11 protein-coding genes are annotated in these 14,956 nt (G+C 69.1%); 1 reads left to right on the forward strand and 10 read right to left on the reverse strand.

Annotated features, from left to right (window positions below):
- Positions 1-99: 99 nt before the first annotated feature.
- From QK291_RS12525 to QK291_RS12550, 6 genes are all read right to left on the reverse strand, one after another.
- Complete coding sequence (locus QK291_RS12525) at positions 100-1,545, reverse strand: amino acid permease (RefSeq protein WP_282382307.1); 1,446 nt, start codon at positions 1,543-1,545, stop codon at positions 100-102.
- Positions 1,546-1,802: 257 nt separating this feature from the next.
- Complete coding sequence (locus QK291_RS12530; protein ID WP_282382309.1) at positions 1,803-2,552, reverse strand: response regulator transcription factor; 750 nt, start codon at positions 2,550-2,552, stop codon at positions 1,803-1,805.
- A 14-nt stretch (positions 2,553-2,566) separates the two neighbouring features.
- Positions 2,567-3,892, reverse strand: a complete 1,326-nt coding sequence (locus QK291_RS12535; protein ID WP_282382310.1) for a histidine kinase — start codon at positions 3,890-3,892, stop codon at positions 2,567-2,569.
- 29 nt (positions 3,893-3,921) lie between these two features.
- A complete protein-coding gene (locus QK291_RS12540) occupies positions 3,922-4,818 on the reverse strand; it encodes an ABC transporter permease (RefSeq protein WP_282382311.1) in 897 nt (298 codons plus the stop codon).
- Between the two features lie 3 nt (positions 4,819-4,821).
- Positions 4,822-5,766, reverse strand: a complete 945-nt coding sequence (locus QK291_RS12545) for an ATP-binding cassette domain-containing protein (protein WP_282382312.1) — start codon at positions 5,764-5,766, stop codon at positions 4,822-4,824.
- Positions 5,767-5,898: 132 nt separating this feature from the next.
- Positions 5,899-7,395 (reverse strand): bifunctional phosphatase PAP2/diacylglycerol kinase family protein, encoded by a 1,497-nt coding sequence (locus QK291_RS12550; protein WP_282382313.1) that lies wholly within the window; start codon positions 7,393-7,395, stop codon positions 5,899-5,901.
- Between the two features lie 116 nt (positions 7,396-7,511).
- Here QK291_RS12550 and QK291_RS12555 point away from each other — a divergent pair, with 116 nt between their 5' ends.
- Positions 7,512-8,225: a phosphatase PAP2 family protein gene (locus QK291_RS12555; protein ID WP_282382314.1), complete on the forward strand. Its 714-nt coding sequence runs from the start codon at positions 7,512-7,514 to the stop codon at positions 8,223-8,225.
- On the opposite strand, the gene QK291_RS12560 is transcribed toward QK291_RS12555, so the two are convergent.
- The 4 genes from QK291_RS12560 to QK291_RS12575 form a co-directional block, all read right to left on the reverse strand.
- Complete coding sequence (locus tag QK291_RS12560) at positions 8,161-9,348, reverse strand: MFS transporter (RefSeq protein ID WP_282382316.1); 1,188 nt, start codon at positions 9,346-9,348, stop codon at positions 8,161-8,163. The two genes, QK291_RS12555 and QK291_RS12560, sit on opposite strands and share 65 nt — an antisense overlap.
- Positions 9,345-10,115 (reverse strand): DeoR/GlpR family DNA-binding transcription regulator, encoded by a 771-nt coding sequence (locus tag QK291_RS12565; RefSeq protein WP_282382317.1) that lies wholly within the window; start codon positions 10,113-10,115, stop codon positions 9,345-9,347. Before QK291_RS12565 ends, QK291_RS12560 begins: the two co-directional genes overlap by 4 nt.
- Positions 10,116-10,250: 135 nt before the next feature.
- Positions 10,251-13,076 (reverse strand): FAD-binding and (Fe-S)-binding domain-containing protein, encoded by a 2,826-nt coding sequence (locus QK291_RS12570; protein WP_282382319.1) that lies wholly within the window; start codon positions 13,074-13,076, stop codon positions 10,251-10,253.
- Positions 13,076-14,815 (reverse strand): L-lactate permease, encoded by a 1,740-nt coding sequence (locus QK291_RS12575; protein WP_282382322.1) that lies wholly within the window; start codon positions 14,813-14,815, stop codon positions 13,076-13,078. The genes QK291_RS12570 and QK291_RS12575 overlap by 1 nt, the downstream gene beginning before the upstream one ends.
- Between the last annotated feature and the right edge of the window lie 141 nt (positions 14,816-14,956).

Here is a 14,956-nt window from a genome sequence, read left to right on the forward strand (position 1 = left end):
CTGGCCGCGCCGAATGGGCATGATGCCATTATGTCCACTGCAGCGCGGCAGAGCTGGGCATGTCCCGTGGTGCGGAAGGACCGAGACCCGGGGAGCGAGCTACGACGCCGGGCCGGCACCTACAGTGGCCTCTTCCGCGGGCGCCCCGGTCGCGGAGTCAGCCGCGGAGCCGCCGTCGCCGATTGCCGCGGGCTTCCCGCCGTTCTTGCGGTAGCGCCAGAGGCCGATACCGACCACGACGGCGGCGAGAGCCAGGGAGAGCAGCAGCGACTCGCGGGTGGTATCCAGGACCACCATGCCGACCAGCAGCGCCACGATGCTGATGATGGCGACCCAGGTCAGGTAGGGAAACAGCCACATCTTCAACTGGAGGTCCTTGGCCGCGGCGCCCATCCGGCGGCGCAGGATCAGCTGCGAGCCGGCGATCACGAGCCAGACAAACAGGGCGATGGCGCCTGAGGTGTTGACCAGGAACAGGAACACGGTGTCCGGGGCGATGTAGTTCAGCCCGACGGTGATGAAGCCGACCACGGTGGAGGCCAGGACGGCGGCGGCGGGAACGCCGCGCTTGGAGATCCGCATCCAGGACCGCGGCGCGTCGCCGCGGCGGGAGAGCGAGAACAGCATCCGGCTGGCGGTGTACAGGCCGGAGTTGAGGCAGGACAGCACGGAGGTCAGCACCGCGATGTCCATGATGGTGCCGGCGCCGGGAATTCCGTAAAGCTCGATCACGGCAACGTACGGGCTCTTGGCCACGGACGCGGAGTTCCAGGGCAGGAGCGTGACCACGATCGCGATGGAGCCGATGTAGAAGACGAGGATGCGCCAGACGGTGGACTTCACGGCCTTCTTGACCGCATCGACGGGGTTTTCGGATTCACCGGCGGCAATGGTGGCGATTTCGGCACCGAAAAAGGAAAACACGACCACGAGGATGCCGGCCAGCACGGCGCCCGGCCCGTTGGGCATAAAGCCGCCGTTTTCCAGCAGGTTGCTTACCCCTGGGGCCGGAAGGCCCGGGATGAGGCCGAGGATTGCAGCGACGCCGAAAAGCAGGAACAGCACGATCGCCGCGACCTTGATGGAGGCGAACCAGAACTCGAACTCGCCAAAGGACTTCACCGAGCTCAGGTTGGTCAGGGTCAGCAGCACCATCAGCAGCAGCGCCCAGATCCACTGGTCGATCCCTGGCACCCAGCGGTGCATGATTGCCGCCCCCGCCGTGGCCTCGATGCCGAGCACAATGATCCAGAACCAGGCGTAGAGCCAGCCGATGCTGAACCCTGCCCAGCGGCCGAGGGCCTTGTCAGCGTAGGTTGAGAAGGATCCGGTTTCCGGGTTGGCTGCGGCCATTTCCCCCAGCATCCGCATGACCAAGATGACCACGAGTCCTGCCGCCGCGTAGGCGACCAGGATGCCGGGGCCGGCCTGCTGGATCGCCGCGCCGGAGCCGACAAACAGGCCGGCACCGATCACGCCCGCGATGGCGATCATGGACAGATGCCGGGGTTTCAGTGATTTGGAGAGTTGCTGGTCAGCCTGCATGAAGCGCCGTCCTTCGTGGATTGTGCGGGTCCGCGGGTAAATCATGAAAACTTGTGCGGCGGACCACATTGACGTTTCACCCTAGACCGGGCGGGGAAGCGCCTGTTCTGTGCAATCCCACAAATGACGCGTGGCCGTTCCGGGCATAAATCCAGCAAAGCGGCCTATAAAGCAAAGGAAGTTGCCTCACGGGCAATTCGGAAATGTGCCTGAAACCACTGCTTCGGACTCCCCGGCCGGCCAGCGGCTGGCCGGGCTCAGTAGTCCGGGTTGCTCGGCACCACCAGACCGGTCTCGTATGCGTACACCACGGCCTGGACCCGGTCGCGCAGATGGAGCTTGGTGAGGATCCGGCGCACGTGGGTCTTGACGGTGGCTTCGGACAGGAAGTACCGGTGCGCGATCTCGGCATTGGACAGCCCCTCGGCCATCGCCCCGAGCATCTCGGTTTCGCGCGGGGTGAGGTCCTCCAGCAGCGGATCCCGGGCCGGGCGGACCCCCGCGGGAGTGCCGGACGCCTCCTGACCGGGAGCGCCGCCGCCGGCCGGGCCGTTGCCATCGCGGTTCCCGTTGCCCCGGACATACGTTTCGAGCAGCCGCCGGGTGATGCGCGGCGCCACCACGGCGTCACCGCTCGCCACAACCCGGACGGCGCTGATCAGTTCGGCCGGCGCGACGTCCTTGAGCAGGAACGCCGAAGCCCCGGCCTGGAGTCCGGCGAACGCGTATTCGTCCAGGTCAAAGGTGGTGAGGATGATGACCTTGGCGTGGGCCCCCGACTTGGTGATGGCCCGGGTGGCCTCGATCCCGTCCAGCACCGGCATCCGCACATCCATCAGCACCACGTCGGGCGCGAGTTCGCGGACCTGGCGGATCGCTTCGGCGCCGTCGGAGGCCTCGCCCACTATCCCCAGGTCGTCCTCGCCCTCCAGGATCAGGCGGAAGCCCATCCTCAGGAGCGGCTGGTCATCCACCAGCAGGATGCGGATCGGTCCGGTGTCGCTCATCGGTTCCCCTTGACTCATGTGCCCTTACTTCCGTTGTCGCCGTTCCAGTGCAGCACGGCGTGGACGCGCCAGCCGCGCTCCTGGATCGGCCCTGCCTCCACGGTGCCTGCGTAGATTCGTGCGCGTTCCAGCATTCCGGCGAGGCCCCTGCCCGTCCCCACGGATCCGGGGGATTGCCGCGCAGCCGCCGCCGAGCCGCCGGCGTCGACGGTGCCCTTGCCGTCGTCGACGACGTCGATGGTGACCGTGGGCCCGTTCCGGGCCAAGGCCACATCCACCCGGCCCAGCGATCGGCCGTAGCGCAGCACATTCGTCAGGGATTCCTGCACGATCCGGTACACGGTCAGCTGGAACGCGGCGTTGTCCGGGAGCGATGGGCCGGTGTGCGTGTAGTGCACCGGGAGCCCCGCAGTGCGGAAGCCCTCCAGGAGATTGCCCAGATTGTCCCCGCCCGCGAGCGGTTCGCGCGGAGCCTGTACCGGGGCCGAGTCGTCGCGCAGCACGCCCAGGACGCGCCGCATGTCCGCCAGGGCGGTGCGGCCGGTGCGGGAGAGTTCCCCGAGGACCTCCGCAGCCCGGCCCGGGTCCTTCTTGACGACGACGGCGGCCCCGTCCGCAAGGCTGACCATCACCGTGAGCGAATGCGCCACGACGTCGTGCATTTCGCGGGCGATGCGGTTGCGTTCGGTGACCGACCCGAGCTGCGCGGCCCTCGCGGCCCAGGCTGCGATCTCGTGCTCGTGCTCGCGCCGCTGCCGGACGGAGACGCCGAGCCCGGTGGCGATCACGGTGGAGAGGCTGATGCTCACGACGGCGGCGATGCTGGTGATCAGCTGGAAGTTCGCCGGCGTATTCACGCCCATGTCCGGCAGCCGCCCGTCGAGCGGACCGACTGCCAGCAGGAAGTACACGAACACCAGCGGTGCAGTCGCCGCTGCCAGGCACACCAGGGCGACCCGGCGGCTGCGTGCCGCCGCCACGGCGTAGAGCGCGAACCACAGTCCGGCGGAGACGTTGGACCCCCACGGGTGGAGCAGGGTCACGCCCAGCTCGAGCACGGCGACGACGGCCACCACCCGGACGGGGTGGCTCCGCCGGAACACCAGCGCCGCCGCGGACAGCACGAGCAGCGCGGCGGCTGGCCACACTCCGTCGCGCACCGCCTCCGCCGCGGCGGGGGTCGCCAGCAGCAGGTAGCACGCGACGACCACGGCGTCCATGGCCCGCGGGTGCTGGAACAGGTAGCGCCGGAGGCGCCCCCGGCGGGGGGCGGTGATTTCAGCGAAGGACGCGTCAGCCTGGCCGGCCGGCGCGTCCTTCACGGGAACTGCATCGATCATGGTCTGAGCCTAGACGGTGGGCCGGGGGCCTAGACGTCCCGCTTTTTCAGCAACACGGCGGCCAGGACCACCGGGATGACGACCCAGGCGCCCAGCACCATCGCGGCCTGCCAGGCCTCCAGCGTGTCCGGGACGTGCTGCACGGCTGTCATCGGTTCGACCGTGTTTCCGGGCAGGTACTTGCGGGCCTCGACGAAGAAGTCGCCCGGGATCAGCTGGAAGGCGATCGGCGCCACGAAGAACAATCCGACGAGGCTCATGATGCCGCCGGCGGAATTGCGGATCAGCGAGCCCAGCGCCATGCCGATGGCAGCCACGGCGGCGACGTAGAGGCTGTTGACAAGCAGCATCTTCACCGACTGCGAGCTGGCGAGGTCCAGGTTGAGGTTGTAGTTGTCCAGGATCGGCAGCGACACCAGGCCGGCCAGATACACGGACGCGGCGGTGAGGACGAATGCCGTCACCATGACCACGAGGAGCTTCGCGGCGTACGCCGGGATCCGCTTGGGGACGGCCGCGAAGGTGGAGCGGGCCATGCCTGTGGTGAACTCGGAGCTCATCAGCAGCACCCCGAGCGAGCCCAGGATCAGCTGGGCGAAGGCGATGCCGGAGGTGGGGACGCCGACGGCGAGGTCCCCGCCCTGGGCGGCGAAGGCGGCGGCAGCTTGCGGATCCGTGGCCGCGGCCTCGGAGAACTGTCCCGTTCCCCAGGCGGAGAGGGCACCGAAGCCCACCACGACCAGGACGGTGCAGCCCAGCAGGATCAGGGTGGACAGGAGCGTGCGGAACTTGATGAATTCGGAGTTCAGCACCCGGAAAAAGCTGGGGCCCGGGCCGGTGCTGGTGCCGGACATCCCGCCGGCCGGGGCGCCGCCGGTGCCGGCGTGTGCGCCCCGGCGGGAGGGGTCGAGAGTGGTTGAGCTCATGGCTTAGTTGCCTCCGGACTGGACGGGGGCGGCAGCGCCCGCGGTGATCAGTGAGTGGTATTCGACCTCATCCTTGGTCAGTTCCATGTAGGCCTCCTCGAGGCTGGCCTGAAGCGGGGTGAGTTCGTAGATCATGATGTGGCTCTCGAGGGCTGCCCGGGCGATCCGCCGCGGGTCGAGGCCGGTGACCTCGAGCAGTTCGTTCTCCTGCAGCTCCACCGAAACGCCGTCGCCGGCGAGCAGGTGCATCAGCTGGTCCGGCTGGTCGGTACGGACTCGGGTGCGGATCTGGCCCTTTCCGGTGATGATCTCCTGGATCGGCGCGTCGGCGATGATCCGGCCGCGGCCGATCACGATCAGGTGGTCGGCGGTGACGGCCATCTCGCTCATGAGGTGGCTGGAGAGGAACACCGTGCGTCCCTCGGAGGCCAGGTATTTGACCAGGTTGCGGACCCAGACGACGCCCTCCGGGTCCAGCCCGTTGACGGGCTCATCCAGGATGACCGTCTGCGGGTCGCCGAGCAGCGCCGCGGCGATCCCGAGGCGCTGTCCCATGCCGAGGGAGAAGCCGCCGACCTTCTTTTTGGCCACGTCGGCCAGCCCGGTCATCTCGATGACGTCGTGCACGCGTTTTTTCGGGATGCTGTGCGTCGCGGCCATCGCGAGCAGATGGTTGTAGGCGGAGCGGCTGGTGTGGACGGCCTTGGCGTCGAGCAGCGCGCCGACGTCGCGCAGCGGCGCTGCGTGCCGGGCGAACGGGGTGCCGTTGACGGTGACGGTGCCCGACGTCGGCCGGTCCAGCCCCATGATCATGCGCATGGTGGTGGATTTGCCGGCTCCATTCGGGCCCAGGAAGCCGGTGACCCGGCCGGCGTCGACGGTGAAGTTGACTCCGGCGACGGCGGTCTTGTCGCCGTAGACCTTGGTCAGGCCTCGTGCTTCGATCATGGAAGCGTTCCTTTACCTAGCAGTGGGGGTGGGTGTACACACCACGCTACCGACGCGGAGCGCCGGTTTCGCCGGTCTCAGGGATGATTCAGGGTCTAATCAGGGTAGTCCGGGAGGATGACAGTGCCGCCGTCAGGATGCCGGCGAGTAGTACGTCAGGGCGCCGGGCGCCACCGAAAATTCGACGCCGCGTACCCCGGGCATGACCTCCCCGTCCACGGCCAGGACCATGCTGGTGTCCCCCGGCTCCACGTGGATGCTGCTGGATTCACTGAGGTGGGTGATCCGGGAGGTGGCGACGGTTCCGGTCAGCACGGACCACAGCAGCCGGAGCCGGGCAAAGGATTCGTCGGCGGTGATCATCCTGAGGTCGAAGACGCCGTCGTCGAGGACCGGGCGGACCAGCGGTGCGTGGTCGCGGGGGTAGTACCGTCCGCGGCCGATGTAAAGGATCCACAGTTTGTGCCGTACCCCGTCGACGATCAGGGTGGTGGGTGTCCCGGCGGCGAAGGTCCGCAGCATCGCGACGACCCCGGCCAGGGGTTTCCCGAGGGCCGGCTGGAGCAGTTCGCGCCGACGGACCAGGTTCGGGTAGAGGCCGACGCTCGCGGTGTTGAGCATGGTCAGGTGCAACAGCTCGGGGCTGTCGGGCAGCCCGCGCTCCACGGACACCCTGCCCACATCCGCCCGTGCCGCTTCGCCGCGCGACGCGGCCTTAACGGCGGAGATGAGAGTGGGGGTCCCGGCGTCCCGGGCGAAGTGGTTGAGGGTGCCGCCCGGCAGGACTAGGAGCGGAAGGGAATGCTCGACGGCGGCCGCGGCCGCCGTGCCGACCGTTCCGTCGCCGCCCCAGACGCCCAACGCAACAATCCCGGGCCGGCAGGCCACCCGTGCGATCTCCTCGGCGAGGTCCTCGTGCCGGGTCACCTCAGTTATATACGCTTTTGGGAATACTTTCTGGAGGGCAGCTGCGGTTTCCGCCGCATACGAGCCGCCCAGTGTGTTTACCGCAATGCCGAGGCCCTCACCCTCCGGAAGCTCCGCGGCTTTCACCGGGGTGCGCGTGAGCTCGGGAATCGGCGGCCGGACGGGCCACCACTTGCGCGTGACCAGGGCCGCCCCCGCGCCGATCGCCGATCCGAAGAACACATCCGAGGGCCAGTGGGCGCCGGTGTGGACCCGGGAGTAGGCGACGCCCGCCGCGAGGGGGGCCAGCGCAGCGCCGAGGGCCGGCCTGACGAGACCGGCCCCGAGGGCGAACGCTACGGCCGAGGCGGAGTGTCCCGAGGGCATGGAGGAGCTTGTGGGCTGGGGATGCACAAACCTGAAGACCGGAAGGTGCTCCGGCAGCGGGCGGGCCCGCGGCAGCAGGGTCTTAAACCCGACATTCGTGACCGCGGAGGCGACGGCCTGTGCCAGCACGCCGTGGAGCGCGGCGCGGCGCGTCCTGCCAGGGAAGAGGGCCATCACAGCAGCGATGCCAAACCAGAGCTTGCCCTTGTTCGCCGAAGCGGAAAGCCGTCGGAAAAAGTCGTCATGACTGCCCCCGGGGAGGCCGGACACGGCGCGCACGAGTTTCCGGTCGAATTTCCCGACCCGGCTCGGCGCCTTCCTCAACATGCTGCGCATGCGACCACCTTACTGCCGGATCGCGGCGGCATGCGGTCCGGCAGGGACGGACTTCCAAAGTCCTGCGGAGGCAGGGTCCAGCCCGCCGGGCCGGTCCGGTTGGTTACGATAATGCGATGACCCGAGTGCTGGACCCTCAGCGATTGCCGCCGGGTAGCGTGCTGGCGGCGAGTACCGCCCTGCTCACGCTGGGCGCCGTCCTCGGGGGACTGCTGCTGGCGGACGTGCGGACGCCCCCGTTCCAGGCTCTGGACGAAGGCTGGGGCCGCTGGATCGCGTCCCTGCGCAGTCCGTTCTGGGACGGCCTCAATGTCGTCCTGAATCTGGCCGGCTACCGCGGCGCCCTGGTGGTTCACGGGCTGCTCGTCGCGGCCCTGCTGCTGAGGCGACGCACGACGATGGCCCTCTTCGCCGCCGCGGCAGGCCTGGCTGTCCTGGGTTGCACGCAGATCCTCAAGGCGGGCATCTTCCGCGAGCGGCCGGACAACACGGTGGTCCTGACCGATACGGGCTCCTTCCCATCGGGCCACGTGGCGAGCACCGCGGCGTTCCTGGTGGTCATGGCGCTGCTGGTGGGCCGCGCCTGGGCAGCGGTCCTCGCGGGGCTTGGGGTGCTGACGATGATGGTCAGCCGCACGTACCTGTCCGCCCACTGGCTCGTGGACACGGTCGGCAGCGTATGCCTGGCCGTGCCCGTGGTGCTCCTGCTCTGGCTGGTCTTCCAGGACATATGCATTCAGGAGAATACAGACGCCCGCCGCCTGCTCAGCTGGCGCGCAAGGGCCTCGCGGCGCCGGCGAGCAGAAGAGCACCCAGGATCGGGATCATGATGGCCAGCAGGGCCAGCCGGATTCCGATCAGGTCACCGAGGTAGCCGAGCAGCGGCGGACCGGCAAGGAACGCAACGTACCCGATCGTGGAGACGACCGACACACGGGCGGCCGCGTGTTTTGGGTCGTCGGCCGCAGCCGACATGCCCATCGGGAACGCGAGGGCAGCCCCGGCTCCCCAGAGCACCGCGCCGGCCGTGGCCATCCAGATGTCGCCGGCCAGGACGAAGAGCCCCAGCCCTGCTGCTGCGGCGGCCATGCTGGCGCGGAGCACAGGCACCCGGCCGTAGGCGTCGATCGCCCGGCCGCCGACGAAGCGCACCGCGGTCATGGCCAGGACAAAGGCCGCGAACAGCAGCGCCCCGGTCGATTCCGTTGCGTCCAGGCCGTCCACGGCGGCTTTTGCGATCCAGTCGTTTCCGGCGCCTTCGGTGAGTGTCGCGCCCAGCACCACGACGCCGATCAGCAGTGTCCGTCCGTCCCGCCAGGCCGAGCCGCCCTTGGGCTCCCCGGCTTCCCCGGCCACCGGCACGGGCGCCGGGAGGTGCGGCAGGAAGTAGCGCGGCGCAGCCAGGGTGACGACGGCGACGATGGCGGCGATCACCAGCAGATGCGCCGGGAGCCCGACGCCGAGGCCCGCCAGTCCGGCGCCGATCAGGGCGCCCAGGAACGCACCCCCGCTGAAGGCTGCGTGGAACTGCGGCATGATGGTGCGCCCGAGCTGGTGTTCGACGTCGGCGCCTTCGATGTTCTGGGACACGTCCCAGAGCCCGATGCCCATGCCGAAGAAGGACAGCGCGACTGCGGTCCCGGGCACGGACTCGGCCAGCAGTGCCAGCGCGACACCGACGCCTGCCAGGGCGGCGACAAAGCCGGCGGCCCGCACCGCATTGGCCGTCCCGATCCGGCCCACCACATGGCCGGCGGTGGGCAGTGCGATCAGCGAGCCCGCCGCCACGCACAGCAGCAGGGTTCCCATCTGTCCCGAGGAGATGTCCAGGATGTCGGTCACCGCAGGGATGCGGGCGGCCCAGCTGGCGAACACGAGCCCGTTGATGCCGAAAATCAGGAACGTTGCCGCGGCTGCGGCGTTGAGCTGCGGGCGGGTTGCTGTCTTGGTCATACGATCACTACTTCCACCGAGTGTTGGGTGAGCTGGGCAAGTTCGTCGGTACTGAGCTGTTTGTCGGTGACCAGGACATCCACGGCATCCAGGGGCGCGACGAGCGCGACGGCGCTGGCGTTCCACTTGCTGCCGGAGCAGGCGACGATCACCCTGCCCGCGGATTCGAGTCCGGCGCGCTTTACCGCCGCATCGTCGAGGTCATGGGCCAGGAGCCCGTCACCGAGGTTCAGCGCGCAGGGCGTGAGTACGGCCGTATCAAACCGCAGCGAACGGATGTTGGATTCCGTCATTGGCCCGCGGAAGGACAGTTCCCCGGGGATCAGGCTTCCGCCGGGCAGCAGCAGTTCGGGATGCCGGCCGGCCGGGCCGCCCTCGGTCAGCGCGCTGACGGCCCGCAACGACATCGGCATCAGGGTCATGTCGCGCTGCCGCAGCTGCCGGGCCACCTCGGTGGCCGTGGTGCCGCTGTCCAGCCAGACATGCCGGCGGTCCTGCAGCAGGGCGGCGACGCCGGCCGCAATCCGGATCTTGGCGGCGTGGTCCTCGATCTCGCGTTGCCCGTATTCCGGGTTCTCACCGCGCAGCACCAGGCTGCGGGCCCCGCCGTGGACCCGGCGGAGGACGCCGTGGAGCGCCAGAACCTCGAGGTCACGACGGATCGTCGCGCCGGAGGCGCCACATTCGGCCATGAGCTCATCGACCGACACGTGTTCCCGGTGGCGCAATATCTCGCCGATGCGGCGGTGCCGCTCCTCAGTGGTCATGAACAAATGCTAACGGATCGTGATCATTTAATCATTGTTCGCGCAGAGTCCCACCCCTAACAAAACAACGCGGGGTCACGTTGCGCCCATAATTCCCCCCGGAATGGGCGCTACGTGACCCCGCGTTGCTGTTAGTCAGCGGGTGACTTCCTCCAGCAGTTCCAGCACGTGCCGGTACTGGGCGCCCGTGGCGCGGGTCATGCCCAGTTCGCACGTCCGGTTGCACGAGGCATGCGCGGCGGCGCCCAGGTCCGCCACCTCCGCGGCCTGTTTCGCGGTGGCCGACGCCGTCAGTTCGGGGTGCAGCATGCCCCGGTCGCCGGCGAACGCGCAGCAGCCCCAGTTTTCCGGGACCTCGACCCGCTCGGCCACGGCCCCGGCGACGGCATCGAGGGCATCGTTGAGACCCATCCGGGTCGAGGAGCAGGTGGGGTGGAGGGCCAGCGACTCCAGCTTCCCGTGGGCGGGAAGCCGGGGCAGGATCCGTTCCGCGGCGAAGTCCACGGCATCCAGCAGGCGCAGGGCCCGCTGCCCCGCCGCGGGCACGTCCGATTCCACGGCCTGGCGCAGGCCCTCGGTGCAGGAGGAAGCATCGCAGACGACGGGCAGCTCGCCGCCCCGGGTTGCCACCCGGAGGGCGGCCAGCGTCTTCTCCCGCATGGTCTCCTGGCCTGCGGCCATGCCCTTGGAGGACCAGGGCGTGCCGCAGCACAGACCGTCGATGCCGTCCGGGACCAGGAGCGTGAGCCCGGCCCGGGCACAGAGCTGTTCGAAGCTGAACTGCACCCCGCGTCCTCCGGCGTCCGGACCCGCTCCGGCGGGCCCGAACATGGTGCCGACGCAGGCCGGGAAGTAGACAGCGTCAACCGGGCCCGCCGGCGTCGGACGCTTCCGCGCGGAACCGCCGCCCGGCAACTCGGCGGAATACAGCGGCACGGTGTCCGCTCCGAGCACCGCCCGGGCGGCCTTGTTGGGCGGAGCGATGGCCGCGGCCGGGAGCTTGTCGACGACCGTCAGCGCCAGCGAGGCACCGCGGGTGACGCCCTCCCAGTGCCTGGCGGCGGCGTTCCACGCCCCGTTGGCAACCGGACCGGCGTCGGCCTTGCGCAGGCGCTTGACGAGCGATCCGGTGTTGATATCCACCGGGCAGGCGGTCTGGCACATCCCGTCCACGGCGCAGGTGTCCACGGACTCGTACTCGTAGTCCTTCTCCAGTTCCCTGACCAGCGCCGTGTCCCCGGCCAGCCGTGCCGATTCGATGGCGCGCAGCGTGACGATCCGCTGCCGCGGCGTGAGGGTGATGTCCTTGCTGGGGCACACCGGCTCGCAGTAGCCGCAGGAGACGCAGCGGTCCACTTCCTCGGCGACGGGCGGCGCGGTCTTGATGTGCCGCAGGTGCGCCTGCGGGTCCTCATCCATCAGCACGCCGGGGTTGAGCATCGCGGCCGGGTCGAAGAGCCGCTTGATGCTGCGCATGACGTCGTAGAGCTCGTCGCCGTACTGCCGGCGGACGTACGGGGCCATAACCCGCCCGGTCCCGTGCTCGGCCTTCAGCGATCCGCCCTCGGCCAGGACGAGGTCCACCATGTCCTCGGTGAAGGCGCTGTAGCGGTCCAGCTCGGCCGCGGTGGCGAAGCCGTCGGTGAGCATGAAGTGGACGTTGCCGTCCTTGGCATGGCCGAAGATCACGCTGTTGCTGTAGTTGTATTTGTCGAAGAGCCGGATCAGTTCCCGGCAGGTGCGGCCCAGCACCGGGACCGGGACGACAATGTCTTCCAGCAGCGCGGTGGTGCCCTGGGGCCTGGCCCCGGCCACCGAGGCGTAGAGGCCCTTGCGCAGCTGCCAGAGCTGGCCCCGTTCCCGGGCGTCGCCGGTGAACCGGGCGGCGGCGGAGAGCCCGAGGCCCGGGAGGATGCCCTCGCCGTGGCCCTGGAGTTCCGCCAGGTGCCCGGCGCTGGCGGCGGAGTATTCCACCAGCAGGGCGGCGTGGTCCCGGACCGCCAGGTCCTGCACGACGGCGGGCGTTCCCTTGAGGGTCTGCCCCACCTTCAGTGACAGGGCATCCATCAGCTCAATGGTGGCGGCTCCGGTTTCGACGAGGGCGGGCAGGGCCGCGTTGGCGGCCTCCAGGTCCGGGAACACCAGCAGGGCCGCGGCCGCGTGCTGGAGCCGGGGGATGGTGCGGAAGACCGCCTCGGCCACGAAACCCAGGGTGCCTTCGCTGCCGATGATCAGGTGGGCCATGATCTCCACCGGCTTCCGGAAGTCCAGCAGGGAGTTCAGTCCGTAGCCCATGGTGTTCTTCATGGAAAACTGCTGCCGGATCCGGTGCACGGAGTCCGGGTTGGCCCGGACCCGCTCGGCCAGCCGGGCCAGCCCGTCGTAGAGGTCCGGTTCGAGGGCACGCAGTTTCTGGTCGGCGTCCGCCGCCCCGGTGTCGATGACCGTGCCGGAGGGGAGCACCACGGTCAGCGACTCCAGGGTGCGGTAGGTGTTGTCCACGGTGCCGCAGTTCATGCCGGAGGAGTTGTTGGCCACGACGCCGCCGATCGTGCACGCCGCCTCGCTCGCCGGGTCGGGGCCGAACTTCCGGCCGTAGCGGGCGAGCCTGGCGTTCAGCGCCCGCACGGTCACGCCGGGCTGGACCCGGACCCGGGCGCCGCCGTCGAGCACCTCGATGTCCCGGAAGTTGCGGCGGACGTCCACGAGCACGCCGTCGGTGACTGCCTGGCCGCTCAGGCTGGTCCCGCCTGAGCGGAAGGTCAGCGGCACGCCCTGGGCGGCGCTGGCGCGCAGCAGCCCGCCGACCTCGGCGGCGTTCCCGGCCGTGACAACGGCCTGCGGGATGAGCAGGAAATGCGAGGCGTCATGGGCGTTGGCGTGCAGGTCGATGGCCCGGGTCTTCACCTGGGCGGGGTCGTGTACGGCCGAGCGGAGGGCCGCCAGGTCCAGAGGAGCCATCAGGGGACCATCCAGCCCAGGACGGGGGTGGACTGCAGGAAGATCAGCACGGTGATCAGCGCCAGCAGGCCCAGGCTCCAGCCGATCAGCTTGCGGAACAGTGTCCCCTCCGCGCCGTCCAGGCCGACGGCGGCGGCGGCAACGGCCAGGTTCTGCAGGGACAGCATCTTGCCCATCACGCCGGCGGAGGAGTTGGAGGCGGCCATCAGCACCGGGGACAGGCCGGTCTGCTCCGCCGCGGTGGCCTGCATCTGGCCGAACAGGGAGTTGGAGGACGTGTCGGAGCCGGTGAGGGCGACGCCGATCCAGCCGATCAGGGGCGAGAGGAGGGCGAAGAAGCCGCCCGCGGAGGCCAGCGCGAAGCCCAGGGTGGTGGTCTGGCCGGAGAGGTTCATCACGAAGGACAGCCCCAGGACGGCGGTGACGGTGACGATCGTCCAGCGCAGTTGGACCAGGGTGTTCCGGTAGATCCGCAGGCCCCGCGAAGCGCTGACCTTGTACAGCGCCATGGTCAGCAGCCCGGAGAACAGCAGCAGGGTTCCGGTCGCCTTGAAGTGGTCGAGCTTGAACTTGGTGGCCGCGACCGGCTTGCCGGCCGAATCGGTGATGTCCAGGCCTGGCCAGGCGAACGTCACGCTGCCGACCTGGCTCAGCCAGGTCTTGACGAACGGAATCTGGGCCACCGAGAACACCGCGATGATGATCAGGTAAGGGGCGATCGCCATCCAGATCTGCCGGGGTTCGGGCCGGGAGTTGTCGGTGGGCACCGTGGTCCCCGCGGCGTGTCCGGCGTTGGCGGCGTGTCCTCCGGCGGGCCCGGAGCCGGAAGCCCGGCCGGCGGACACGGCGTCGGGCGAGCCGGCTGTGACGGCGGCGTGGGCGGCTTCCCGGGCGCCCTCGACGGCACCTTCGACCCCTACGATCTCCTTCGGCTGCCAGACCTTCAGCATCAGCAGCACGGCGGCCACGGTGACAACGGCGGCGACAACATCGGTGAGTTCCACGGCGAAGTAGTTCGAGGTGACAAACTGGGCTACGCCGAACGCGGCGCCGGCCACTAGGGCCACGGGCCAGGTCTGCTTCACACCGCGCCGACCGTCGACAATGAACACCAGCAGCAGCGGAACGATCAGGGCGATGAACGGCGTCTGGCGCCCAGCCATGGACGACAGATCATGCAGCGGCAGGCCCGTGACGCCGTTCAGCGCGATGATGGGAGCGGCCATCGCGCCGAAGGCCACCGGTGCGGTGTTGGCCAGTAGCGAAACCACGGCGGACTTCAGCGGTTTCATGCCGGCAGCCATCAGCATGGCGGCGGAGATCGCCACCGGGGCGCCGAATCCGGCCAGGGACTCCAGCAGGGCACCGAAGCAGAACGCGATGAGGATGGACAGGATCCTGAGGTCGTTCGAGATGGAACGGATGGTGCGTCCCAGCACCTCGAACCACGGGGTGGCCACGGTGAGCCGGTATATCCAGAGCGCGTTGACCAGGATCCACAGGATCGGGAACAGCCCATAGAAGACGCCCGCCGCGGTGGCGCTCAGCGCCTGGTTCACCGGCATCCGCCAGCCGACGACGGCCAGCACGAGCGAGAGGGCCAGGCCGGCCAGCGCAGCCACGGGGGCCTTGACCTTGAAAACGCCCAGGAGCACGAACAGCAGGACGAGGGGAAGCGCCGCGCAAAGGGCTGAAATCGCTAGGGACCCGGCTATGGGGTCGAGGATCTGCTCAAACATGAGTCTCCAGATTGTGTTAGGCGTCACAACACCGTGGCGCCCTTTGATTGTCTTACAAGTACACATGATCGTCAAGAGAGACTTGTTGTCTTGTCTGGCAAGATTGGGAGTGAATCAAGAAACTCTTGGCGGGAAGGGAGC

Source organism: Arthrobacter sp. AL12, assembly GCF_029960645.1.
GTDB lineage: Bacteria > Actinomycetota > Actinomycetes > Actinomycetales > Micrococcaceae > Arthrobacter.